Annotated in this window: 23 protein-coding genes; 8 read left to right on the top strand and 15 right to left on the bottom strand. The window is 71.3% G+C overall.

The annotated features are described in order from the left end of the window. Nucleotides 1–98: 98 nt before the first annotated feature. The 4 genes from HA039_RS26945 to HA039_RS26930 all read right to left on the bottom strand — a co-directional run bounded on the left by HA039_RS26945 (nucleotide 99) and on the right by HA039_RS26930 (nucleotide 2,593). Nucleotides 99–353 carry a chaplin gene (locus HA039_RS26945; protein WP_167033947.1) on the bottom strand — a complete coding sequence of 85 codons (255 nt, stop codon included), beginning with the start codon at nucleotides 351–353 and terminating at the stop codon, nucleotides 99–101. A gap of 60 nt (nucleotides 354–413) precedes the next feature. After that, nucleotides 414–659: a chaplin gene (locus tag HA039_RS26940; protein WP_167033946.1), complete on the bottom strand. Its 246-nt coding sequence runs from the start codon at nucleotides 657–659 to the stop codon at nucleotides 414–416. Between the two features lie 151 nt (nucleotides 660–810). Then, nucleotides 811–1,455, bottom strand: a complete 645-nt coding sequence (locus HA039_RS26935) for a response regulator (protein ID WP_167033945.1) — start codon at nucleotides 1,453–1,455, stop codon at nucleotides 811–813. Beyond that, nucleotides 1,448–2,593 (bottom strand): GAF domain-containing sensor histidine kinase, encoded by a 1,146-nt coding sequence (locus HA039_RS26930; RefSeq protein ID WP_167033944.1) that lies wholly within the window; start codon nucleotides 2,591–2,593, stop codon nucleotides 1,448–1,450. The genes HA039_RS26935 and HA039_RS26930 overlap by 8 nt, the downstream gene beginning before the upstream one ends. A gap of 435 nt (nucleotides 2,594–3,028) precedes the next feature. Here HA039_RS26930 and HA039_RS26925 point away from each other — a divergent pair, with 435 nt between their 5' ends. Continuing rightward, nucleotides 3,029–3,817: a lytic transglycosylase domain-containing protein gene (locus tag HA039_RS26925; RefSeq protein WP_167033943.1), complete on the top strand. Its 789-nt coding sequence runs from the start codon at nucleotides 3,029–3,031 to the stop codon at nucleotides 3,815–3,817. A gap of 106 nt (nucleotides 3,818–3,923) precedes the next feature. Here the strand turns inward: HA039_RS26925 and HA039_RS26920 are convergent, their stop codons facing one another. After that, nucleotides 3,924–6,452 (bottom strand): ABC transporter ATP-binding protein/permease, encoded by a 2,529-nt coding sequence (locus HA039_RS26920; RefSeq protein WP_167033942.1) that lies wholly within the window; start codon nucleotides 6,450–6,452, stop codon nucleotides 3,924–3,926. 247 nt (nucleotides 6,453–6,699) lie between these two features. Between HA039_RS26920 and serB the strand changes: the two genes are divergently transcribed. Beyond that, nucleotides 6,700–7,977: a phosphoserine phosphatase SerB gene (gene serB / locus HA039_RS26915; RefSeq protein ID WP_167033941.1), complete on the top strand. Its 1,278-nt coding sequence runs from the start codon at nucleotides 6,700–6,702 to the stop codon at nucleotides 7,975–7,977. A gap of 74 nt (nucleotides 7,978–8,051) precedes the next feature. Here serB and HA039_RS26910 read toward each other — a convergent pair whose 3' ends face one another. From HA039_RS26910 to HA039_RS26900, 4 genes are all read right to left on the bottom strand, one after another. Beyond that, nucleotides 8,052–8,570 carry a SixA phosphatase family protein gene (locus tag HA039_RS26910; RefSeq protein WP_167033940.1) on the bottom strand — a complete coding sequence of 173 codons (519 nt, stop codon included), beginning with the start codon at nucleotides 8,568–8,570 and terminating at the stop codon, nucleotides 8,052–8,054. 73 nt (nucleotides 8,571–8,643) lie between these two features. Further along, nucleotides 8,644–8,850: a hypothetical protein gene (locus tag HA039_RS26905; protein ID WP_167033939.1), complete on the bottom strand. Its 207-nt coding sequence runs from the start codon at nucleotides 8,848–8,850 to the stop codon at nucleotides 8,644–8,646. A gap of 163 nt (nucleotides 8,851–9,013) precedes the next feature. Next, on the bottom strand, nucleotides 9,014–9,130 hold the full coding sequence (locus HA039_RS34450) for an SGM_5486 family transporter-associated protein (RefSeq protein WP_279592865.1): 117 nt from the start codon (nucleotides 9,128–9,130) through the stop codon (nucleotides 9,014–9,016). A 4-nt stretch (nucleotides 9,131–9,134) separates the two neighbouring features. Further along, the gene (locus HA039_RS26900) at nucleotides 9,135–10,451 is read right to left on the bottom strand and encodes a CynX/NimT family MFS transporter (protein WP_167033938.1); all 1,317 of its coding nucleotides are present in this window, start codon (nucleotides 10,449–10,451) and stop codon (nucleotides 9,135–9,137) included. Nucleotides 10,452–10,554: 103 nt separating this feature from the next. On the opposite strand from HA039_RS26900, the gene HA039_RS26895 reads away from it, so the two are divergent. After that, nucleotides 10,555–11,229: a FadR/GntR family transcriptional regulator gene (locus HA039_RS26895; protein ID WP_167033937.1), complete on the top strand. Its 675-nt coding sequence runs from the start codon at nucleotides 10,555–10,557 to the stop codon at nucleotides 11,227–11,229. 42 nt (nucleotides 11,230–11,271) lie between these two features. Here HA039_RS26895 and HA039_RS34205 read toward each other — a convergent pair whose 3' ends face one another. The 3 genes from HA039_RS34205 to fabG all read right to left on the bottom strand — a co-directional run bounded on the left by HA039_RS34205 (nucleotide 11,272) and on the right by fabG (nucleotide 13,386). Then, nucleotides 11,272–11,715: a hypothetical protein gene (locus tag HA039_RS34205; RefSeq protein WP_243869764.1), complete on the bottom strand. Its 444-nt coding sequence runs from the start codon at nucleotides 11,713–11,715 to the stop codon at nucleotides 11,272–11,274. A 176-nt stretch (nucleotides 11,716–11,891) separates the two neighbouring features. Beyond that, nucleotides 11,892–12,662 (bottom strand): enoyl-ACP reductase FabI, encoded by a 771-nt coding sequence (gene fabI / locus HA039_RS26885; protein ID WP_167033936.1) that lies wholly within the window; start codon nucleotides 12,660–12,662, stop codon nucleotides 11,892–11,894. A 4-nt stretch (nucleotides 12,663–12,666) separates the two neighbouring features. Beyond that, a complete protein-coding gene (gene fabG, locus HA039_RS26880) occupies nucleotides 12,667–13,386 on the bottom strand; it encodes a 3-oxoacyl-[acyl-carrier-protein] reductase (RefSeq protein ID WP_167033935.1) in 720 nt (239 codons plus the stop codon). A gap of 260 nt (nucleotides 13,387–13,646) precedes the next feature. On the opposite strand from fabG, the gene HA039_RS26875 reads away from it, so the two are divergent. From HA039_RS26875 to HA039_RS26855, 5 genes are all read left to right on the top strand, one after another. Then, the gene (locus tag HA039_RS26875) at nucleotides 13,647–15,170 is read left to right on the top strand and encodes a TldD/PmbA family protein (protein WP_167033934.1); all 1,524 of its coding nucleotides are present in this window, start codon (nucleotides 13,647–13,649) and stop codon (nucleotides 15,168–15,170) included. Further along, entirely contained in the window at nucleotides 15,167–16,594 is a 1,428-nt protein-coding gene (locus HA039_RS26870) for a metallopeptidase TldD-related protein (RefSeq protein WP_167033933.1), read from the top strand. Before HA039_RS26875 ends, HA039_RS26870 begins: the two co-directional genes overlap by 4 nt. 59 nt (nucleotides 16,595–16,653) lie before the next feature. Beyond that, complete coding sequence (tyrS, locus tag HA039_RS26865; RefSeq protein WP_167033932.1) at nucleotides 16,654–17,922, top strand: tyrosine--tRNA ligase; 1,269 nt, start codon at nucleotides 16,654–16,656, stop codon at nucleotides 17,920–17,922. A 163-nt stretch (nucleotides 17,923–18,085) separates the two neighbouring features. Then, nucleotides 18,086–18,427: a DUF3099 domain-containing protein gene (locus HA039_RS26860; RefSeq protein ID WP_167033931.1), complete on the top strand. Its 342-nt coding sequence runs from the start codon at nucleotides 18,086–18,088 to the stop codon at nucleotides 18,425–18,427. Nucleotides 18,428–18,688: 261 nt separating this feature from the next. Beyond that, a complete protein-coding gene (locus HA039_RS26855) occupies nucleotides 18,689–18,958 on the top strand; it encodes a hypothetical protein (RefSeq protein WP_167033930.1) in 270 nt (89 codons plus the stop codon). On the opposite strand, the gene moaA is transcribed toward HA039_RS26855, so the two are convergent. The 3 genes from moaA to HA039_RS26840 form a co-directional block, all read right to left on the bottom strand. After that, nucleotides 18,941–19,930, bottom strand: a complete 990-nt coding sequence (gene moaA, locus HA039_RS26850) for a GTP 3',8-cyclase MoaA (protein WP_167033929.1) — start codon at nucleotides 19,928–19,930, stop codon at nucleotides 18,941–18,943. The two genes, HA039_RS26855 and moaA, sit on opposite strands and share 18 nt — an antisense overlap. A gap of 213 nt (nucleotides 19,931–20,143) precedes the next feature. Then, a complete protein-coding gene (locus tag HA039_RS26845) occupies nucleotides 20,144–21,775 on the bottom strand; it encodes a solute symporter family protein (RefSeq protein WP_167033928.1) in 1,632 nt (543 codons plus the stop codon). Continuing rightward, nucleotides 21,772–22,164 carry a DUF485 domain-containing protein gene (locus tag HA039_RS26840; protein WP_167033927.1) on the bottom strand — a complete coding sequence of 131 codons (393 nt, stop codon included), beginning with the start codon at nucleotides 22,162–22,164 and terminating at the stop codon, nucleotides 21,772–21,774. Before HA039_RS26840 ends, HA039_RS26845 begins: the two co-directional genes overlap by 4 nt. Nucleotides 22,165–22,213: the final 49 nt, after the last annotated feature.

Here is a 22,213-nt window from a genome sequence, read left to right as displayed (position 1 = left end):
GTACGTACGCCGTATGTACGAGGCCCCGGGACCGCCGGGGGGATGACGGCAGGTCTCGGGGCCTCGGGGTTACGCCGCGGGGGGCGTCAGGCGTGGGTTCAGCGGTTCACGGAGTGGTTGCCGAACGCGGGGTTCAGGAGGCCGATCACGTTCACGGTGTTGCCGGTGAGGTTGACCGGGACGTGCACCGGGACCTGGACGGCGTTGCCGGAGCCGACGCCCGGGGAGTGCTGGGCCAGGCCGTCGGCCTGCGCGCCGGAGCCGCCACCGGTGGCGAACGCCGCGCCGGCGGAGGCACTCGCGGCGAGACCGGCGGTGACGATGACCAGGGCGGCCTTCTTGGCGACCTTCATGGGATGTTCCTCAATCGAGAATCGGTAAGGGTACGAAAGGGGCGGTGCGGCGGGCCGGTGTCAGTGGTTGACGGCGGCGTTGCCGAAGGCCGGGTTCAGGACGCCGATCACGTTGACGCTGTTGCCGACGGCGTTGACCGGGATGTGCACCGGGGCCTGGACGAGGTTGCCGGAGGCGACACCCGGGGACTGGAGGGCGGCGCCCTCGGCCTGCGCGCCGCCGTGGGCGGACGCGACGCCGGACGCGGCGGCGACGATGCCGCCGGCGACGAGGGTGAGGGTGGCGGCCTTCTTGAGGTTCTTCATTTCGGGTTTCCTCCTCGGGGCGGCCGCGGCGGTGCGCCGCGGCATGCCATGGAGAACGCCCGGGGGACGGTCAGGATGCGCCGTGTGGGTGACATACACCCGACGGTATGAATCTCAGACCGGCGGGCGGGGGTGCCCTCGCGCGGTCCGTTCAGCCGGTAATCCCATGTCGGACGGCCCAGAGGGCGGCCTGGGTGCGGTCCGCGAGGTCCAGTTTCATCAGGATGTTCGAGACGTGTGTCTTGACGGTCTTCTCGGAGAGCACCAGGGCGCGGGCGATCTCCCGGTTGGAGCGTCCGTCGGCGATGAGGGTCAGCACCTCGCGTTCGCGTTCGGTGAGGGTGGTCCCCCGGCCCTGGCCGCCGCCGGGGTTGTCCTGGGCGAGCAGGGCGCCGGCGACCTCGGGCTGGAGCAGGACGTGCCCGGCGTGCACGGAGCGGATCGCGCCGGCCAGCGCCTCGGGGTCGACGTCCTTGTACACGTAGCCGGACGCGCCGGCGCGCAGGGCGGGGACGACGGTGCGCTGTTCGGTGAAGCTGGTGACGATCAGTACCTTGGCGGGGTTCTGGAGGTCCCTGAGGGTGCGCAGGGCCTCGATGCCGTCGGTACCGGGCATCTTGATGTCCATCAGGACGACGTCGGGGCGCAGCTCCTCGGCGCGGGCGACGCCCTCGGCGCCGTCGGAGGCCTCCCCGACGACCTCGATGTCGTCCTGGACCTCCAGGAACGTGCGCAGTCCCCGGCGGACCACCTGGTGGTCGTCGACCAGCAGGACACGGATGGTCTTGTCAGCCACCGGGCACCTCCATCTCGATCGTGGTGCCCTGTCCGGGCGCGGACTGCACGCGGAGTCTGCCGCCGACGCCGCCGGCCCGGTCGCGCATGGAGACCAGGCCCAGGTGGCGGCCGGCCCGGCGGACCGCCCGGGGGTCGAAGCCGGTGCCGTTGTCGGTGACGCTGAGGACCACGGCGGGGCCCCGACGGGCGAGGGTGACGTCGACCCGGTCGCCGCCGGAGTGCCGCAGCGCGTTGTGCAGGGCCTCCTGGGCGACCCGCAGCAGGGCCTCCTCCTGGGCGGCGGGCAGGGCCCGTACCGAGAAGCTGTCGAAGGTGACCCGGGCGGAGTGGGCGCGGTCGAGGACGTGGATCTGGGTACGGAGGGTGTGGACGAGGCCGTCCTCGTCGAGGGCGGCGGGCCGCAGCTCGACGACGGCGGCGCGCAGCTCGTCGGCGGCCTCGGCGGCGAGGGCGGTGACCTGGTGGAGTTCGTCCTTGGCGCGGGCCGGGTCGCGGTCCACGAGGGCGGCGGCGGCCTGGGCGGTGAGGCGCAGCGAGAAGAGTTTCTGGCTGACGGCGTCGTGGAGCTCGTGGGCGAGGCGTGAGCGTTCCTCGGCGATGGTCAGCTCGCGGCTGCGCTCGTGGAGCCGGGCGTTGGTGAGGGCGATGGCGGCGTGCTGGGCGAGGATGCCGAGGAGTTCCTCGTCCTCCTCGGTGAAGCCGCAGCCGCCGCCCGGCCGGGGGCAGCGTTTGTTGGCGAGGAAGAGCGCGGCGAGGGTCTCGTCGCCGTCCCTGACGGGCAGGCCCAGGAAGTCGGACATGTCGGGGTGGGCGGCGGGCCAGCCCTCGAAGCGGGGGTCCTCGCGTACGTCGGCGAGGCGCTGGGGGGTCTCGTCCCTGAGCATCGCGGCGAGGATGCCGTGCTGGCGCGGGAGGGGGCCGATGGCCTTCCACTGGGCGTCGCTGACGCCGTCGACGACGAACTGGGCGAAGCCGCCGTGGTCGTCGGGGACGCCGAGGGCCGCGTATTCGGCGTCCAGCAGTTCGCGGGCGGAGGCGACGATCGTCTTGAGGACGTCCCGTACCTCCAGGTGCCGGTTCATCGCCAGCAACGCGGTGCTGACCGCCGCGAGGCCGGAGCCGGTTCGGTGGCTCATGGGTTCACCGTACCGGCGGGTCGGAGCCGTGTGATGAGGCCGAAGAGGGGGGCGTCCGGGACGGACGGCCTAGGCCCGAAGTCCCTTGCGGGGCGGGCGTGGAGGGGGTGGAGACCGGTGAGGACCCCTGTCCGGCCACTCACCGTATGCATTGCTCCAGCAACGCGGGGTGAGGTTGACGCGTCCCCGATGTGAGCCCGGGCATAGGACCCAGGTCACTTACGAAGCCGTCTAGTCGACGAGCGAGCGGGCTGTGAGCTTGCCCTACGACGGAAACGCACCTTTCGCCCCCCTCCCCGTCCCACTACCCGGGGTCGTACGTCACACCTTTGCCACAGCATTTTGCGGCCGCTAAGAATTGCGTTCGTCGCCGCCGAGCAGGCTGTCGGCCACCCGGCCCCCGCGACTCCCCGCTATTCGAAGAGGTACGTCTCTATGTTCTCGTCACGCACCCCTGGCCTTGATCGTCTCAACCGGACGCACAAGGCTTCGATCGCCGGCGTAGCCGCCGCCGGAGTCGCCGCCCTGACCTTCTCGCTGGTTCCGGGCGCGGCCGCCCACTCGCAGCCGTCGCAGGCGATCACCGCCTCCCAGGCCGCCTTCACGGCGACCCCGGACACCGCCGCCCAGGCAGCGGCACTGCACACGAGCGTCTTCAAGCAGCAGGTCTCCGCCGAGAACACGGCGAAGGTCCAGGCCGCGGCGAAGGTCAAGGCCGCCGCGCACGAGAAGGCCGAGAAGACGGAGAAGGCGAAGAAGGCCGCCGCCGCCAAGGCGAAGGCCGAGAAGAAGGCCAAGGCCGAGAAGGCCGCGAAGGCCAAGGCCAAGGCGAAGGCGAAGGCCGACGCGAAGAAGCGTGCCAAGGCCGCCGCCAGCCGGTCGGCCGCGCGCACCCCGGTCTACGCGAACAACCTGGACGGCTGGATCAAGGAATCGCTGTCCATCATGAAGAAGCACCACATCCCGGGCTCGTACGACGGGCTGCACCGCAACATCATGCGTGAGTCGAGCGGTAACCCGAACGCGATCAACAACTGGGACATCAACGCCCAGAACGGCATCCCGTCGAAGGGTCTGCTCCAGGTCATCCCGCCGACCTTCGCCGCGTACCACGTCAACGGCACGTCGACGAACATCTACAACCCCGTCGCCAACATCGTCGCCGCGGCCAACTACGCCGCCGACAAGTACGGCTCGATGGACAACGTCAACAGCGCCTACTGAGCGCGCTGGACACCGGTCGGACATGCCGGAGGGCGGCACCCCTGTGCGGGGTGCCGCCCTCCGGCGCGGTGCTGCCGGGCCGGGGTGGACCGGGCCCGTACGACCGCTACTTCCGCATGACCTCGGGCTCGTGGCGGCGCAGCAGGCGCGCGACCACGAAGCCGCAGACGACACCGATCACGACGAGCACGATCATGTCCACGGACCACTGGGCGACGGTGTGCTTCCACAGCGGGTCCAGGTCGTCCGGCTTCTCCGGGTCCCACGGCGCCATCAGGTGCGACAGGTCCAGCGTCGAGCCGGCCGCGCTGAGGGCCCAGCGGGAGGGCATCAGCCAGGCGAACTGCTCCAGGCCGATCTTGCCGAAGATCTGGAAGAGGGTGCCGGTGAAGACGAGCTGCACGATGGCGAACATCACGAGCAGCGGCATGGTCTTCTCGGCGGTCTTGACCAGGGCGGAGATGACCAGTCCGAGCATCATCGCCGTGAAGCCCATGGCGACGATCGCGAGGCAGATCTCGATGGCCGGGTGGGTGATCACTCCCTTCTCGGGGAGTTCTCGGACCGGGAGCGCGATGGCGCAGATGATGACGGCCTGGAAGGCCGTGATCACCCCGAGCACGATCACCTTGGACATCAGGTAGGCGGAGCGGGACAGGCCGGTGGCCCGTTCCCGTTCGTAGATGACCCGTTCCTTGATCAGTTCTCGTACGGAGTTGGCCGAGCCCGCGAAGCACATCCCGACCACCAGGATCATCATGATGATCCCGGCCGTGCTGTTGAAGCGGGACGGCGGCGTGGGCGGTACGAGGCCGAACTTGGCCGGGATGACGGCGCTCACCCCGCCGAGGATCGCCGGCAGCAGCACCATCAGGCCCATGAAGCCCCGGTCGGACGCGATGACCGACACGTACCGGCGGACCAGGGTCCACAGCTGGGAGCCCCAGCTCTGCGGTTTCGGCGGGCGCATCTGCTGGGCCGAGGGCATGGCGACGGACTGCGCGGCGATGGCGTCGATGTCGGCGGCGTACATCTGGTAGTGCTGCGAGCCGCGCCAGCGGCCCGCCCAGTCGTACTCGCGGTAGTTCTCGAACGCCGAGAAGACGTCGGCCCACGTGGTGTAGCCGAAGAAGTTGAGCGCCTCCTCCGGCGGGCCGAAGTAGGCCACCGAGCCGCCGGGGGCCATGACGAGGAGCTTGTCGCAGATGGCCAGCTCGGCGACGGAGTGCGTGACCACGAGGACCGTACGGCCGTCGTCGGCGAGGTCGCGCAGGAGCTTCATGACATCGCGGTCCATGCCCGGGTCGAGGCCGGAGGTCGGCTCGTCCAAGAAGATCAGCGAGGGCTTGGTGAGCAGCTCCAGGGCGACCGAGACGCGCTTGCGCTGGCCGCCGGAGAGCGCGGTGATCTTCTTGTCCCGGTGGATGTCGAGCTTCAGCTCGCCCAGGACCTCGTCGATCCTGGCCTCGCGCTCGGCGGGCTTGGTGTCACCGGGGAAGCGGAGTTTCGCCGCGTACCGGAGCGCCTTCCTGACGGTCAGTTCCTTGTGCAGGATGTCGTCCTGCGGGACCAGGCCGATGCGCTGGCGCAGCTCGGCGAACTGCTTGTACAGGTTCCGGTTGTCGTAGAGGACGTCGCCCTCGTTGGCCGGGCGGTAGCCGGTGAGCGCCTTGAGCAGCGTGGACTTCCCGGAGCCCGACGGGCCGATGACCGCGATCAGCGACTTCTCGGGGACGCCGAAGGAGACGTCCTTGAGGATCTGCTTGCCGCCGTCGACCGTCACCGTGAGGTGGCGGGCCGAGAAGGAGACCTCGCCGGTGTCGACGAACTCCTCGAGGCGGTCGCCGACCAGGCGGAAGGTCGAATGGCCGACGCCCACGATGTCGTTGGGGCCGATGGGTACCGTGCCGGACTTGGCTATCGGCTGGCCGTTGACGTAGGTGCCGTTGTGGGATCCGAGGTCGCGGATCTCGTAACGGCCGTCGGGTGTGGCGGTGAACTCGGCGTGGTGGCGCGAGACCTGGAGGTCGGAGACGACCAACTCGTTCTCCAGCGCGCGGCCGATGCGCATGACACGGCCGAGGGAGAGCTGGTGGAACGTGGTCGGGCTGCGGTCCCCGTAGACCGGTGAGGCCCCGGCGGCCTGCGCCGGCGGCTGGCCCTGGACCGCGAACGGGCCCCCGGGGCCGCCCTGTTGGGGCACGTGGGGCTGCTGCGGCTGCTGCCAGCCCTGCTGCGGGGCGGCCGGGTGGGCGGGCGTCTGGGCCTGGGCCTGGGCCTGTGGCGCCTGCTGGTACGCCTGCTGCGGCGCCGCCGCCTGCGGGCTGTACGCGGCGGCGGAGAGGCTCAGCCGGGGCCCGTCCGTCGCGTTGCCGAGATGGACGGCCGAACCGGCCGCGATCTCCGTCTGGTGGACCCGCTGCCCCAGTACGTACGTCCCGTTGGTGCTTCCGTGATCCTCTATGACCCAACCGCGGCCCCCCCAGCTGATGGTGGCGTGACGCCACGAGACCCTGGCGTCGTCGATCACGAGGTCGCCCTGCGGATCACGCCCCAGGGTGTACGACCTGGCCGGATCGAGCGCCCAGGTCCTTCCGTTCAGTTCCAGTACGAGTTCGTGCACTCCATGCCCCACTAGTTGTCCCCCGAAGTTCCCCCATCGCTGGGGAGTCTAGGGATGGCGAACATCGTGGGGAACTATTTCAGGCGGGCGGCTTCCCGTGAAAACCGGGCCTCTTCAATACCCAGGTACGGCCGGGTCCATGCGGGTGGTTCAGCGACGCCCGTGATCATGGTCCGCTGGCGTCCGCGATCATGAGAGGTGTCCGCTGGACGGGACACGCGGCCGGTCCGGCGGCCGGGCCCGCTACGGTGGGATCACCATGAGTGCACCGCAGCCCCGCCAGTCCCCCGATGTCCCGGCCGAGATCCCGATCGAGGTCCCGATCGCCGAGGTCCCGACCCTTCTCGTCAAGATCTTCGGGAAGGACCGCCCCGGGATCACCGCGGGGCTCTTCGACACCCTCGCCGCCTACGCCGTCGACGTCATCGACATCGAGCAGGTCGTCACCCGTGGCCGTATCGTCCTGTGCGCGCTGATCACCGCGCCCGCGGCGGGCGGCGCCACCGAGGGCGAGCTGCGGGCCACCGTCCACAGCTGGACGGAGTCCCTCAAGCTCCAGGCCGAGATCATCTCCGGGACGGGCGACAACCGGCCGCGCGGCAGCGGCCGTTCCCACGTCACCGTGCTCGGCAACCCGCTCACCGCCGAGTCGACGGCGGCCATAGCGGCCAGCATCACGTCGACCGGCGGCAACATCGACCGTATCTTCCGCCTCGCCAAGTACCCCGTCACCGCCGTGGAGTTCGCGGTGTCGGGCGTGGAGACCGCGCCGCTGCGCACCGCGCTGGCGACCTCGGCGGCGGGCATCGGGGTGGACGTCGCGGTCGTCTCGGCCGGGCTGGCCCGCCGCGCCCAGCGCCTGGTGGTGATGGACGTCGACTCGACGCTGATCCAGGACGAGGTCATCGAGCTGTTCGCGGCGCACGCCGGCTGCGAGGCCGAGGTCGCCGCGGTGACGGCCCGTGCCATGGCCGGGGAGCTGGACTTCGAGCAGTCCCTGCACGCGCGGGTGGCGCTGCTGGCCGGGCTCGACGCGTCGGTGGTGGACAAGGTACGGGCGGAGGTACGGCTCACTCCCGGGGCCCGCACCCTGATCCGTACGCTCAAGCGGCTCGGCTACCAAGTGGGCGTCGTCTCCGGGGGGTTCACCCAGGTCACGGACGCGCTCAAGGACCGGCTCGGACTGGACTTCGCCGCCGCCAACACCCTGGAGATCGTGGACGGGAAGCTCACCGGGCGGGTGACCGGCGAGATCGTGGACCGCGCGGGCAAGGCCCGGCTGCTGCGGCGGTTCGCCGCCGAGGCGGGGGTGCCGCTGGCGCAGACGGTGGCGATCGGCGACGGCGCGAACGACCTCGACATGCTGAACGCGGCCGGGCTCGGGGTGGCCTTCAACGCGAAGCCGGTCGTACGGAAGGCCGCGCACACGGCGGTGAACGTACCGTTCCTCGACACCGTCCTCTACCTGCTGGGGATCACCCGGGAAGAGGTCGAGGAGGCCGAGGCGCCCGGGGACGGCGACGGCTCACCGGAGTGACGACACTCCGGTGAGCCGGGCGGTCGGGGGCCGGGCGGTCCGGCCCCGGGAGGCCGGGGCCGGGGTCGGCGGGGTCAGTCGTGCGGGGCCCAGAACTCCTGGAGCGTGCCCACTCCCAGCTCGACCGACTTCCAGCTCCGGTCGACGCCGATGACGGCGAAGGCGGCGGTCGGGAAGCCGCTGCGGGTCATCCGGGCGACGTGCTCGCCCGAGTCCGTACCGGCCATCGCGTCGGCCAGGGCGTGCATGCCGGGGTTGTGGCCGACGAGGAGCAGGTCGGTCACGTCGTCGGGGGTCTCGTTGATCAACGCGAGCAGGTCGCCGAGGGTCGCGTCGTACAGCCGGTCCTCGTAGACGGTCCTCGGACGCTGCGGCAGCTCGTGCACGGCCAGCTTCCAGGTCTCGCGGGTCCGGGCCGAGGTGGAACAGAGGGCCAGGTCGAAGGCGATACCGGTCTCGGCGAGCCGGCGGCCCGCGACGGACGAATCCGCGCGGCCCCGGTCGGCGAGTGGCCGCTCGTGGTCGGCCACGTCCGGCCAGTCGGCCTTGGCGTGCCGGAGAAGAACGATCCTGCGGGACGTATCGACGCTCATGCAATCCAGCTTCGCATGAAATGCGCCCGCGGGCGCAGGGTGTTGGAACGGTCCCCCGGCACGGGTGAACGTGCTAACGCACGAGCACCTGCCGGGTCAGGTCCAGGATCCGGGCGATCCCGGGGTCGGTGCTCGCGGCCTGCGCCTGGCCCGGTCCTGCCATCAGGACGAGCAGGACGGCGAAGGCGGCGGCGGGCAGGACCAGGGCCCACCACGGGAGCCGGACGGTGAGGGCGCCGGCCGTCCCGGGGCGGGTGCGGGGGTACGTTCTGGCCGGCATGTCCGCCTCCGTGGGTCCGTGGTCTCCGACACCTCAGAACCTACGGATCGCGGGGCCCCCGGCCCATCCGGTGACCCACCCACTCTCCCCTGACCCTGGCCCCCTAGGGGACGGTGGTGCCGGCCCCACCACGGAAGCGGGCATACCCGGCGGATCGGTGTGATCAGGGGCTGGCGATGGACGCGATGATGCCGATGATCACCAGGATGCCGACGATCGTGCCGAAGACGAGGAGCAGCTTGCGCTGGCCGTTCTGGGGATTCGGGTCAAGGACTGGCATGCGCTCAGTCTCGCATCCTGGTTTCGTCCTCTATCGTCCGGTCCCGCCCGGCGACGACACCGGCCACCATCTGCGGCACCAGGAACCCGGCCATGAGCGCCAGCGGCAGCCCCCACCCGCCGGTGCTCTGGTGGAGCACGCCGATCAGCAGGGGGCCGGGGATCGACATCAGGTAGCCGGTGGACTGGGCGAAGGCGGAGAGGCGTACGACCCCGGCGCCGGTCCTGGACCGCATGCCGATCATGGTGAGGGCGAGCGGGAACGAGCAGTTGGAGATGCCGAGGAGCACGGCCCAGAGCCAGGCGCCGGACGCGGGGGCGAGGTGGAGGCCGGCGAAGGCCGCCAGACCGCACAGGCCGAGGACGACGGCGATCGGGCCCTGGTTCCTGAGCCGGGTGGCGAGCCGGGGGATCACGAAGGCCAACGGGACGCCCATCACCATCGTCACGGCGAGCAGCAGCCCGGCGGTGCTCGCGGAGAGCCCGGCGTCCCGGAAGACGGTGGGCATCCAGCCCATGGTGATGTACGCGCCGGAGGCCTGGATGCCGAAGTAGCAGGCGAGTGCCCAGGCGGTACGGCTCCGCAGGAGACTCGTCCCGCCCGCCCCCAGGGCGCCGCCCGCCGGGGAGGCCGCGGCGGCGGCGCTCCGGTCGCGGACGAGGACCACCCAGGGCGGGACCGCGAGGGCGGCGAGCACGGCCCAGACCCCGAGGCCCACGCGCCAACTGCCGCCCAGCGCCTCGGTCATGGGGACGGTCGCGGCGGCGGCGAACGCGGTGCCGAGCGCCAGGGCCATCGAGTAGAGGCCGGTCATGGTGCCGACGCGGTCGGGGAAGTACCGCTTGACGATCACCGGCATCAGGACGTTGCCGACCGCGATGCCCATCAGCGCGAGGGCGCTCGCCGCCAGGAAGGCGGGCGTGCCGGAGGTGAAGGGCCGGATCAGCAGCCCCGCGGTGATGGCCGCCATGCCGGCGCAGATGACCGCGCCGGGGCCGAAGCGGCGGGCCAGGCGGGGCGCTGTGAAACCGAAGACCGCGAAGCAGAAGGGCGGTACGGAGGTGAGGACTCCGGCGACCGTGCCGCTCATGTGCAGCCCGCCCCGTACGTCCTCCAGCAGCGGGCCGAGGCTGGTGATGGCGGGCCGCAGGTTGAGGGCCGCGAGGACCAGTCCGGCGACGACGAGCGGAGTCACCCACGCGGCGGGGCGGGGTCCCTGGACCTCGCCGGGCGCACCGGTGGGGGCGGGCAGGCCCCGGGATCCGGGCGCGTTCGGGGTCGCGGCGGGCAGCCGGGGCTCGGTCCGGGTCTCGTCAGGCATGGGGTCATCATAGAATCATGGGATGATTGGTTGTCCAGTTGTCTCCAATCGTCCAGTTGTCTCCGTTCCCCTCGTGGACCGGCGGACCAGAGTTGGGAGCACCATGGCGCTGACCTCTCCCCGGCGTTCCGCCCTCTCGGACCAGGTGATCACCGAGCTGCGGAACCAGATCACCTCGGGCGCGTGGCCGGTGGGGTCCCGTATCCCGACCGAACCCGAGCTGGTCGAGCAGCTGGGCGTGGCACGCAACACCGTCCGTGAGGCGGTCCGCGCGCTGGCGCACAACGGCCTGCTCGCCATCCGGCAGGGCTCGGGCACGTACGTCGTCGCGACCAGCGAGCTGGCGGGTGTGATGGCGCGCCGGTTCGCGGACGCCGATCCCCGGCACGTCGCGGAGCTGCGCTCGACGCTGGAGTCGTCGGCGGCCCGGCTCGCGGCGGAGCGCCGTACACCGAAGGACCTGCGCCTGCTGGAGACGCTCTTGGCACGGCGCGAGGAGGCGTGGCGGGAGGGGGACGCGGAGCGGTTCGTCACGGCGGACGCGACGCTGCACCTGGCGGTGGTGTCGGCCTCCCACAACGACGTCCTGGTGGCGCTCTACGCGGACCTGGGGCATGTGCTGCGGGACCGGCTGCGGACCGACGTGGGGCCGGAGCTGCGGCCGGAGGACCACCTGGACCACGCGCGGCTGGTGACGGCGATCCGGGCGGGGGACGGGGAGGCGGCGGGCGCGGAGGCCGCGAGCCACGCGCTGCACTGCCTGGTCGAGCGGGCCTGAGCGCGGGCGGGCCCGGCCCCGGCGGTCCGTACGGCCGGGGCCTCAGCGCACCGGGTCGTGGCTGACCCACACCGACCGCACCTCTTTCCAGCAGCGGTCGGAGAGCTGGACGTAGCCCGCCGGGTGGAGCTCCACCGGGGCGCTGTCGGCGTCGACGTCCCACCAGCGGGCGCACTCGACGTGCAGGCGGACGCGGTCGGTGACCGGGTACGGGTTGTGGCAGGAGGCGGTGGCACGGGAGCCCTCGACGCGGGTACGGCAGGTGGCACGGTCCCGGTCGCGGGTCTTGTCGCGGTCGCGGCCCTTCTCGCGGTCGCGCTCACGGTCCCGCTCCGGGGCCGCCGCCGCGCCCGGGGCGTGCGGGCCGGGGCGGGCCGTCGCGGGGTGCGGCGCGGGGGGTTCCCGTACCTCCGAGAGGACCGTGAGGCCCAGCGGGATCAGCGGGGCGGCCAGGAACGCGACCACCGCGCGGCGTACTGCGCGCATTCCCGTACCTCCTCCCCCGTCACGACCGGACGGATCCGGTCCGTTCCGCGTCCTGCCCAGTGTGCGGGGAAATGCCCGTCTTTTCGACTCGGACGGACACGCTCCGTGACATACGGAAGCCGCGTGCCCGTCCCGGGGGACGAGCACGCGGCCGGTGGATCGGTGGTACGGGAGGGTCAGGCGCCCATCATGTGCACGCCACCGTCGACGTGGACGATCTCGCCCGTCGTGGCCGGGAAGAAGTCCGACAGCAGACCGACGATGCCCCGGCCCGCGGGCTCCGGGTCGGACATGTCCCACTCCATCGGCGCCCGGTGGTTCCACACGTCCGCGAGCGACTCGAAGCCCGGGATGGACTTGGCGGCCATCGACTTGAGCGGACCGGCCGAGATCAGGTTGCAGCGGACGTTCCGCGCGCCCAGGTCACGGGCCAGGTAGCGGCTGGTGGACTCCAGGGCGGCCTTCGCCACGCCCATCCAGTCGTACTTCGGCCAGGCCACCTGCGCGTCGAAGGTGAGGCCGACGACCGAGCCGCCCCGCTCCATCAGCGGCAGGCAGGCCATGGTCAGGGACTTGAGGGAGTACGCGGAGACGTGGACGGCCGTCGCGACGTCCTCCCACTGCGCCTCCAGGAAGTTGAACGCGCCCTGCGGGCCGAAGGCGATCGAGTGCACGATGCCGTCGATGCGCGCGTCGTCGCCCTGGAGGTCGCGGATCCGGCCGGCCAGACCGTCCAGGTGCTCCTGGTTGGTCACGTCCAGCTCGATGACCGGGGCGGGCTCGGGCAGCCGCTTGGCGATGCGCTCGACGAGGGACAGCCGGCCGAAGCCGGTGAGGATGACCTCGGCGCCCTGCTGCTGCGCGACCTTGGCGGCGTGGAAGGCGATGGAGGCCTCGGTGAGGACCCCTGTGACGAGGATGCGCTTGCCGGCCAGGATTCCACTCATGTGATCAGTGACCCATGCCCAATCCGCCGTCAACGGGAATGACGGCTCCAGTGATGTACGAGGCGTCGTCGGAGGACAGGAACCGCACCACCGCGGCGATCTCCTCCGGCTGTGCGTAACGGGCGAGCGGAACCCGCGAGACGATGTCGGCGCGCTGCTCGTCGGTGAGCACCCGCGTCATGTCGCTCTCCGTGAAGCCGGGGGCGACGACGTTGAAGGTGATGTTCCGCGAACCGAGTTCGCGGGCGAGCGAGCGGGCGAAGCCCACCAGGCCGGCCTTGGACGCGGCGTAGTTCGCCTGCCCCGCCTGGCCGGTGAGGCCGACGACCGACGAGATCAGGACGACGCGGCCCTTCTTGGCGCGCAGCATGGCGCGGTTGGCCCGCTTCACGACGCGGAACGCGCCCGTGAGGTTGGTGTCCACGACGGACGTGAAGTCGTCCTCGGACATCCGCATCAGCAACTGGTCCTTGGTGATGCCGGCGTTGGCCACCAGCACCTCCACGGGACCGTGCTTCTCCTCGATCTCCTTGTAGGCCTGCTCCACCTGTTCGGTGTCGGTGATGTCGCAGCGGACGGCCAGGCAGCCCAGGTCCGTCAGGGCCTGCGGCGGCTCGCCGGAACGGTACGTGTAGGCGACCTTGTCGCCGTTGTCCGCGAAGGCGCGGGCGATGGCGAGGCCGATGCCCCGGTTTCCTCCGGTGACGAGAACCGAGCGGCTCATCGGATCACCCTTTCCTCAGCGGTCTGGTCTGCCGAAAACCTATCGGTAGTGCTCTGCTCGCGAGGAATCGCCCCGGACAGTGCCGGACGGTCAACCCTGTCGGTTCCCTACAGAACCCCGGACCGGGCACCTGCGGATTCCCTTGCCACGAAGGGCCTCGTGGGCGTGGGACGGGTGTCGGCGGGCGGGCCGGTGACGCGTGATTCACTGCCGGTGACAGTGCCGAGTGTCAGCCGAATGTCAGTTGAGGAGAGGCCGCCGTGCCCCATGAGGTAGATCAGACGTTCTTGGCGTTGCCCTTGCGGGCACTCGCCGACGCCGCGCTCGCGAGGGCGCGGGCGCTCGGCGCCGACCACGCGGACTTCCGCTTCGAGCGGGTGCGCAGCGCGGCGTGGCGGCTGCGGGACGCCAAACCCGCCGGTTCCTCGGACAGCACGGATCTCGGGTACGCGGTCCGGGTGGTGCACGGCGGGGTCTGGGGGTTCGCCTCCGGGGTCGACCTGACGATGGACGCGGCGGCGCGGGTCGCCGGGCAGGCCGTGGCCATGGCCAAGCTGTCCGCGAAGGTGATCGCGGCCGCCGGGTCGGACGAGCGGGTGGAGCTGGCCGGTGAGCCGGTGCACGCGGAGAAGACCTGGGTGTCGGCGTACGAGATCGACCCGTTCGACGTGCCGGACGAGGAGAAGAGCGGGCTGCTCGCGGAATGGAGCGCGCGGCTGCTGCGGGCGGAGGGGGTGGCGCACGTGGACGCGTCGCTGCTCACCGTCCACGAGAACAAGTTCTACGCGGACACCGCGGGCACGGTCACCACGCAGCAGCGGGTCCGGCTGCACCCGCAGCTGACCGCCGTCGCGGTCGACTCGGACTCGGGCGAGTTCGACTCGATGCGGACGATCGCGCCGCCGGCCGGGCGGGGCTGGGAGTACCTGACGGGCACGGGCTGGGACTGGGACTCCGAGCTGGAGCGGATCCCCGGGCTGCTCGCCGAGAAGATGCGGGCGCCGAGCGTCGAGGCGGGGACGTACGACCTGGTCGTCGACCCGTCCAACCTGTGGCTGACGATCCACGAGTCGATCGGCCACGCCACCGAGCTGGACCGGGCGCTCGGGTACGAGGCGGCCTACGCGGGCACGTCCTTCGCGACCTTCGACCAGCTCGGGAAGCTCGCGTACGGCTCGTCGGTGATGAACGTGACCGGGGACCGGACCGCCGAGCACGGGCTCGCCACCATCGGGTACGACGACGAGGGCGTCGAGGCCCAGTCGTGGGACCTGGTGAAGGACGGCACGCTCGTCGGCTACCAGCTGGACCGGCGGATCGCGAAGCTGACGGGCCTGGGCCGGTCCAACGGGTGCGCGTACGCGGACTCGCCGGGCCATGTGCCGGTGCAGCGGATGGCGAACGTGTCGCTGCGGCCCGATCCCGGCGGCCTCGCGACGGAGGACCTGATCGGCGGGGTGGAGCGCGGGATCTACGTGGTCGGCGACCGGTCGTGGTCGATCGACATGCAGCGCTACAACTTCCAGTTCACCGGGCAGCGCTTCTTCCGCATCGAGAACGGCAAGCTCGCGGGCCAGCTGCGCGATGTCGCCTACCAGGCGACGACCACGGACTTCTGGGGCTCGATGGAGGCCGTCGGCGGCCCGCAGACGTACGTCCTGGGCGGTGCCTTCAACTGCGGCAAGGCCCAGCCGGGCCAGGTCGCGGCGGTTTCGCACGGCTGCCCGTCCGCGCTCTTCCGCGGAGTGAACATCCTCAACACGACGCAGGAGGCGGGCCGATGAGCGGCGCGAAGAGCGGGACCACCACGGGCCGTACGGCCAGGCCGCACGAGATCGTCGAGCGCGCGCTCGCACTGTCCACCGCCGACGGGTGTGTGGTCATCGCCGACGAGCAGTCGTCGGCGAACCTCCGCTGGGCGGGCAACGCGCTCACCACCAACGGGGTCACCCGGGGCCGTACCCTCACCGTCATCGCGACGGTCGACGGCGCCCAGGGCACCGCCTCCGGCGTGGTGTCCCGGTCCGCGGTCACCAACGACGACCTGGAGCCGCTGGTACGGGCCGCCGAGGCGGCCGCCCGGGGCGCCGGTCCCGCCGAGGACGCCCGCGCGCTGGTGGCGGGCGGTCCGGTGTCCGGGGACTTCACGGACGCGCCGGGCGAGACGACCTCCGCCGTCTTCACGGACTTCGCCCCGGCGCTCGGCGAGGCCTTCGCCCGCGCCCGGGCCGGCGGCCGGGAGCTGTACGGCTTCGCGAACCACGAGCTGACGTCGACGTACCTCGGCACCTCGACGGGCGTGCGGCTGCGCCACGACCAGCCGAGCGGCACGCTGGAGCTGAACGCCAAGTCCCCCGACCGGACCCGCTCCGCGTGGGCGGGCCGGGCCACGCGTGACTTCAAGGACGTCGACCCGGGGGTCCTCGACGCGGAGCTGGCCCGGCGCCTGGGCTGGGCCGAGCGGAAGATCGACCTGCCCGCCGGGCGGTACGAGACGCTGCTGCCGCCCAGCGCCGTGGCCGACCTGCTGATCTACCAGCTGTGGTCCTCGGCGGCCCGCGACGCCGCGGAGGGCCGTACCGTCTTCTCCCGCCCCGGCGGCGGCACCCGCGTCGGCGAGACGCTCTCCGAGCTGCCGCTGACGCTGCGCAGCGCGCCCGGCGAGCCGGGCCTCGAATGCGCGCCGTTCGTGATCGCGCACTCCTCGGGCGACGACGCGTCCGTCTTCGACAACGGCCTGCCGCTGGCGGCGACGGACTGGGTACGGGACGGGAAGCTGGAGCACCTGCTGACCACCCGGCACAGCGCGGAGCTGACCGGCCTGCCCGTGGCGCCCTCCATCGGCAACCTGGTCCTGGACGGCGGGGGCGAGCGGACGCTGGAGGAGATGGTCGCGGCGACCGGGCACGACGGTCCCGGCCTGCTCCTGACGTGCCTCTGGTACATCCGGGAGGTCGACCCGGCGACGCTGCTGCTCACCGGTCTGACCAGGGACGGGGTGTATCTCGTGGAGAAGGGCGAGGTCGTCGGCGAGGTGAACAACTTCCGGTTCAACGAGTCGCCGGTCGACCTGCTGTCGCGGGCCTCCGAGGCCGGGATCACGGAGAAGACGCTGCCGCGCGAGTGGGGCGACTGGTTCACCCGGGCCGCGATGCCCGCCCTGCGCATCCCCGATTTCAACATGAGCTCGGTCAGCCGCGGGGTGTGACCGCTCTAGACTGATCGCTGCCGGATCCACACATCATCTGTTCGAGGAGACACGAGACCGTGACGGACATCGTCGACGAGCTCCAGTGGCGCGGGCTGTTCGCCCAGTCCACCGATGAGGACGCCTTGCGCAAGGCGCTCGCGGACGGTCCCGTCACGTTCTATTGCGGCTTCGACCCCACCGCCGCCAGCCTGCACGTCGGCCACCTCGTGCAGGTGCTCACCGTGCGCCGGCTCCAGCGGGCCGGTCACCGGCCGCTGGCGCTGGTGGGCGGGGCCACCGGCCAGATCGGCGACCCGCGGCCCACGGCCGAGCGGACGCTGAACGACCCGGAGACGGTCGCGGGCTGGGTGGGGCGGCTGCGGTCGCAGATCGAGCCGTTCCTGTCCTTCGAGGGGCCGAACGCGGCCACGATGGTCAACAACCTGGACTGGACCGCGGGCCTGTCCGCGATCGAGTTCCTGCGGGACATCGGCAAGCACTTCCGGGTCAACCGGATGCTCGCCAAGGAGTCCATCGCCCGGCGGCTGGAGTCCGACGAGGGCATCAGCTACACCGAGTTCAGCTACCAGTTGCTCCAGTCCATGGACTTCCTGGAGCTGTACCGGCGCTACGGCTGTGTCCTCCAGCAGGGCGGCAGCGACCAGTGGGGCAACCTCACCGCCGGCCTGGACCTGATCCACCGCCTGGAGCCGGGTGCCACCGTGCACGCGCTGGCCACGCCCCTGATGACCAAGGCGGACGGGACCAAGTTCGGCAAGACCGAGGGCGGGGCCGTCTGGCTGGACCCCGAGATGACCACGCCGTACGCCTTCTACCAGTTCTGGCTGAACGTGGACGACCGTGACATCTCCACGTACAGCCGGATCCTCAGCTTCAAGGACCGCGCGGAGCTGGAGGAGCTGGAGCTTGCCACCGCGGAACGGCCGCAGGCGCGGGCCGCGCAGCGGGCGCTGGCGGAGGAGCTGACGACCCTGGTGCACGGCGCCGGCCAGTGCGCGGCGGTCGTCGCCGCGTCCCGGGCGCTCTTCGGCCAGGGTGAGCTGACGGACCTCGACGAGGCGACGCTGAGCGCCGCGCTCTCCGAGGTGCCGCACGCGCGCTTCTCCGAACCGGCCTCGGTGGTCGACCTGTTCACCGAGGCGGGCCTCGCGCCGAGCAGGTCGGCGGCGCGCCGCACGGTCAACGAGGGCGGGGCGTACGTGAACAACGTCAAGGTCACGGACGCGGAGAGCGTGCCCGCGGCGGGCGACCTGCTGCACGGCCGCTGGCTGGTACTGCGCCGGGGCAAGAAGAACCTGGCCGCGATCGAGATCACGGCCGGCTGACCCACGAGGGCGCCTGACACGCGCGGGCACCTGCGTCACGGGGCGGGGCACATCGGCCAGGATGGCCGGTGCCCCGCCCTCGTGCGTGGGGGCGGCCCGGCGTACCGTGGTTGCGGTCCGGTCCGGGGTAGGGACCGGCGTGGGAATCGGGTGGTGAAGTGTGATGCGGAAGCGGAGCAGCACCGAGGTCTTCCGGATCACCGGGGCCCGGCAGGGCCTCGCCGAGGACGTACGCGGCAGGCAGCGGCGTTACATCATCTCGATGTCCGTGAGAACACTGTCGGTGATCCTGACCGTCGTGCTGTGGAACGTGGAACGGCCGGTGGCCATCGTCACACTGGTCCTCGGGGCGCTGTTGCCGTACGTGGCCGTGGTGATCGCCAACGCGGGCCGGGAGAACGCTCCTTCGCTTCCGTCGACCTTCGTCCCGGCTCCGGTACGGCCGGCGATCGCGCCCTCCGCGGCGCCGGTGGCGACGGAATCCGCGCGCCCGACCGGTGAGTAGACCCGCCGGTAGAACCCGCGGGTAACGGGTCGCTCCGGGGGCGGGAAGCGGAGCGCAAAGCTCAAGAAAAGCTCAGATCAATCGTGAAGTTCCGGTGCACCGCACCCCGTTGCCCGTGACATACTTCGTAGGCGCTCCGCATCCCCCGTCGGAGCGACGGACCGACGCCGGGCAGCTCCCCCCGTGGCTGCTCGGCGTCGCCTTTTCGGGCTGCCGGACCTGTCCCTGGGGCAGTGTGACAACAGCGCCTAGGGTGGACGGGTGAACTCCCCCGACGCTCCCGATGCCCCGCCCCGTACCACTCCCGCCGCGGATCCCGCGCCGGTGTGCTCCGCCAAGGCGTGCCGTACCCCCGCCGTGTGGGTCCTCGCCTGGAACAACCCCAAGCTGCACACTCCGGAGCGCCGGAAGACCTGGCTGGCCTGCGACGAGCACCGCGAGCATCTGTCCTCGTTCCTCGGTGTGCGTGGGTTCCTCAAGGACGTGGTGACACTGGAGGAGTGGGAGCGGGACTCAGCCGCCGATCGCTGACATCGGCCGGTCGGGCTGGAGGAAGGACGGGTCGTCGAGGCCGGAGCCGGCCTTCTTGCCCCACATGGCGCGCTTCCAGAGCGCGGCGATCTCCTCGTCCGGCGCCTCGGAGCGCAGCGCCCCGCGCAGGTCCGTCTCCTCCTGGGCGAAGAGGCAGTTGCGCACCTGTCCGTCGGCGGTGAGCCGGGTGCGGTCGCAGGCGTGGCAGAACGGGCGGGTGACGGAGGCGATGACCCCGACGCGGTGCGGGCCGCCGTCGACGGTCCAGCGCTCGGCGGGGGCGGAGCCGCGCGCGGTACCGGGCTCCTCGGTGAGGGTGAAGTGCGTACGGAGCGAGGTGAGGATGTCACCGGCCGTTATCATCCCGTCGCGCTTCCAGCCGTGCTGGGCGTCGAGGGGCATCTGCTCGATGAAGCGCAGCTCGTAGTCGTGCGCGACGGCCCAGGCGAGCAGGTCGGGGGCCTCGTCGTCGTTGAGGCCCGGCATCAGGACCGTGTTGATCTTGACGGGGGTCAGCCCCGCCTCGTGGGCCGCGCGCAGGCCGTCCAGGACGTCCTGGTGCCGGTCGCGGCGGGTGAGGGTCTTGAAGACGTCGGGGCGCAGGGTGTCCAGCGACACGTTGACCCGGTCGAGGCCGGCGGCCCGGAGGGCGGCGGCGGTGCGCTTGAGGCCGATGCCGTTGGTGGTCACGGACATGCGGGGGCGGGGCTCCAGCGCGGCGCAGCGCTCGACGATGCCGACGAGGCCGGGCCTGAGGAGCGGCTCGCCGCCGGTGAACCTGATCTCGGTGATCCCGAGGTCGGTCACGGCGATACGGATGAGGCGGACGATCTCGTCGTCGCTGAGCAGCTCGGACTTGCCGAGCCACTGGAGGCCCTCTTCCGGCATGCAGTACGTGCACCGGAGATTGCACTTGTCCGTCAGTGATACGCGCAGGTCGGTGGCGATGCGGCCGTAGGTGTCGATGAGCACGTGGGGCCCCCTTCCCTCATGACCGCGATGCGGCCGTCCCGTTCCGTCGCGAACCGTGTATGCAATCCGTCAGGTTCGAGCCTACGTCAGACCACCGACAACGGCAGGTGCCGGTGGGGCGCGGGACGCGCCGCGGCCGCGTCGCGGAGTGCTGCGACGCGGCCGCGGAGAGGCTCGCTCACCCGGTGGGGGGTGTCCGGACGGGCGGGGGGATCAGTGCGCCCCGGTGCCCGTCAGGGACTTGACCTCCAGCTCCGCGTACTTGCCGGTGTCCGGCTCCTCCTTGGAGACGAGCGTGCCCACCCAGCCGAGCAGGAAGCCCAGCGGGATGGAGATCAGGCCGGGGTTCTCCAGCGGGAAGAAGTGGAAGTCGACGCCGGGGAACATCGAGGTGGGCTTGCCCGAGACGACCGGCGAGAACAGCACCAGCAGGACGGACGAGGCCAGGCCGCCGTAGATCGACCACAGCGCTCCCGCGGTGGTGAACCGCTTCCAGAAGAGGCTGTAGAGGAGCGTCGGCAGGTTGGCGGAGGCGGCCACCGCGAACGCGAGCGCGACCAGCCCGGCCACGTTCAGGTCGCGGGCGAGGGCGCCCAGCGCGATGGAGACGACGCCGATGGCGACGGTCGCCCAGCGGGCGGCCCGTACCTCCTCCTTCTCGGTCGCCTGGCCGCGGCGGATCACGTTGGCGTAGATGTCGTGCGCGAACGACGACGAGGACGCCAGGGTGAGGCCGGCGACCACCGCGAGGATGGTGGCGAAGGCCACGGCGGAGATCACGGCGAGCAGGATGGCGCCGCCGGTCGAGCCGGCTCCGCCGCCGATCTCCAGGGCGGCGAGCGGGGCCGCCGTGTTGCCCGCCTTGTTGGAGGCGATGATGTCGCCGGGCTTGAGCAGGGCCGCGGCGCCGAAGCCGAGGACGATGGTCATCAGGTAGAAGGAGCCGATGATGCCGATCGCCCAGATCACCGACTTCCGGGCGGCCTTGGCGGTGGGCACGGTGTAGAAGCGGATCAGGATGTGCGGCAGGCCCGCGGTGCCGAGCACCAGCGCGATGCCCAGGGAGATGAAGTCCAGCTTGGAGATCTCCGTGGCGCCGTACTTGAGCCCCGGCTCCAGGAAGGCGGAGCCCTTGCCGCTGTTGGAGGCGGCCGTGCCCAGCAGGTCGGAGACGTTGAAGTGGAACTTCAGCAGGATCAGGAAGGTGATCAGGATGGTGCCCGCGATCAGCAGGACCGCCTTGACCATCTGGACCCAGGTGGTGCCCTTCATCCCGCCGATGGTGACGTACACGATCATCAGCAGGCCGACCAGCGCGACGATGGCGATCTTGCCGGCGTCGCTGGTGATGCCGAGCAGCAGGGAGACGAGCACACCCGCGCCGGCCATCTGCGCGAGCAGGTAGAAGATCGAGACGACGATGGTCGAGACACCGGCGGCGGTACGGACCGGGCGCTGGCGCATGCGGTACGCGAGGACGTCGCCCATCGTGTAGCGGCCGGAGTTGCGCAGCGGCTCGGCGACGAGGAGCAGCGCGACGAGCCAGGCGACCAGGAAGCCGATCGAGTAGAGGAAGCCGTCGTAGCCGAAGAGGGCGATGGCGCCGGCGATGCCGAGGAAGGACGCGGCGGACATGTAGTCGCCGGACACCGCGAGTCCGTTCTGGAATCCGGTGAACTGGCGCCCGCCCGCGTAGAAGTCGGAGGCGCTCTTGGTCTGGCGGCCGGCCCAGACGGTGATCACCAGGGTCGCGACGACGAACAGCGCGAAGAGGGTGATGATCAGCGGCCGGTGCTCGCTCGCGTCCGAGGTGGCGGCGAGGTGGAGCGGGAGTGGCTGGCTCATGCGTCCGCCTCCATACGGGACTTGATGACGTCGGCCTTGGGGTCGAGCTTCCGCGAGGCGTACCGCGCGTAGAACCAGGCGATGAGGAACGTCGTCAGGAACTGGGCGAGGCCGAGGACGAGCGCGACGTTGATGTTGCCGAAGAGCTTGGTGCCCATGAAGCCGCCCGCGTAGTTGGACAGCAGGACGTACAGCAGGTACCAGGCGATGAAGGCGACGGTCAGCGGGAACGCGAACGAGCGGTAGGTGCGCCGCAGTTCGCCGAACTCCGTGCTGTCCTGCACGTCGGCGTACTGGGCGGTGGTGGGCTGTTGCGCGGGCAGGTCGGGGGTGGGGCGAGCGGGGCTGGTGTCCGTTCCGCCCGGGGGCGGTGGTGCGTCGGAAGCCACGGAATCTCCTCGTGACGGGGGCACTGTGGGGACTGGCATGAGGGACCTC

This window comes from Streptomyces liangshanensis (assembly GCF_011694815.1).
Lineage (GTDB): Bacteria > Actinomycetota > Actinomycetes > Streptomycetales > Streptomycetaceae > Streptomyces > Streptomyces liangshanensis.
Note: the sequence above shows the minus strand (reverse complement) of the source record. Positions and strands in the feature narration are given on the sequence as shown.

What these genes read in the sequence shown, in the direction of transcription:
- HA039_RS26925 (WP_167033943.1), top strand. Translation starts at nt 3,029, where the DNA reads ATGTTCTCGTCACGCACCCCTGGCCTTGATCGTCTCAACCGGACGCAC.
- HA039_RS26945 (WP_167033947.1), bottom strand. Translation starts at nt 353, where the DNA reads ATGAAGGTCGCCAAGAAGGCCGCCCTGGTCATCGTCACCGCCGGTCTC.
- HA039_RS26905 (WP_167033939.1), bottom strand. Translation starts at nt 8,850, where the DNA reads ATGCCGGCCAGAACGTACCCCCGCACCCGCCCCGGGACGGCCGGCGCC.
- HA039_RS26930 (WP_167033944.1), bottom strand. Translation starts at nt 2,593, where the DNA reads ATGAGCCACCGAACCGGCTCCGGCCTCGCGGCGGTCAGCACCGCGTTG.
- fabG (WP_167033935.1), bottom strand. Translation starts at nt 13,386, where the DNA reads ATGAGCCGCTCGGTTCTCGTCACCGGAGGAAACCGGGGCATCGGCCTC.
- HA039_RS26845 (WP_167033928.1), bottom strand. Translation starts at nt 21,775, where the DNA reads ATGAGCCAGCCACTCCCGCTCCACCTCGCCGCCACCTCGGACGCGAGC.
- HA039_RS26895 (WP_167033937.1), top strand. Translation starts at nt 10,555, where the DNA reads ATGGCGCTGACCTCTCCCCGGCGTTCCGCCCTCTCGGACCAGGTGATC.
- HA039_RS26910 (WP_167033940.1), bottom strand. Translation starts at nt 8,570, where the DNA reads ATGAGCGTCGATACGTCCCGCAGGATCGTTCTTCTCCGGCACGCCAAG.
- HA039_RS26870 (WP_167033933.1), top strand. Translation starts at nt 15,167, where the DNA reads ATGAGCGGCGCGAAGAGCGGGACCACCACGGGCCGTACGGCCAGGCCG.
- HA039_RS26940 (WP_167033946.1), bottom strand. Translation starts at nt 659, where the DNA reads ATGAAGAACCTCAAGAAGGCCGCCACCCTCACCCTCGTCGCCGGCGGC.
- HA039_RS34205 (WP_243869764.1), bottom strand. Translation starts at nt 11,715, where the DNA reads ATGCGCGCAGTACGCCGCGCGGTGGTCGCGTTCCTGGCCGCCCCGCTG.
- HA039_RS26860 (WP_167033931.1), top strand. Translation starts at nt 18,086, where the DNA reads ATGCGGAAGCGGAGCAGCACCGAGGTCTTCCGGATCACCGGGGCCCGG.
- HA039_RS34450 (WP_279592865.1), bottom strand. Translation starts at nt 9,130, where the DNA reads ATGCCAGTCCTTGACCCGAATCCCCAGAACGGCCAGCGCAAGCTGCTC.
- HA039_RS26900 (WP_167033938.1), bottom strand. Translation starts at nt 10,451, where the DNA reads ATGCCTGACGAGACCCGGACCGAGCCCCGGCTGCCCGCCGCGACCCCG.
- serB (WP_167033941.1), top strand. Translation starts at nt 6,700, where the DNA reads ATGAGTGCACCGCAGCCCCGCCAGTCCCCCGATGTCCCGGCCGAGATC.
- fabI (WP_167033936.1), bottom strand. Translation starts at nt 12,662, where the DNA reads ATGAGTGGAATCCTGGCCGGCAAGCGCATCCTCGTCACAGGGGTCCTC.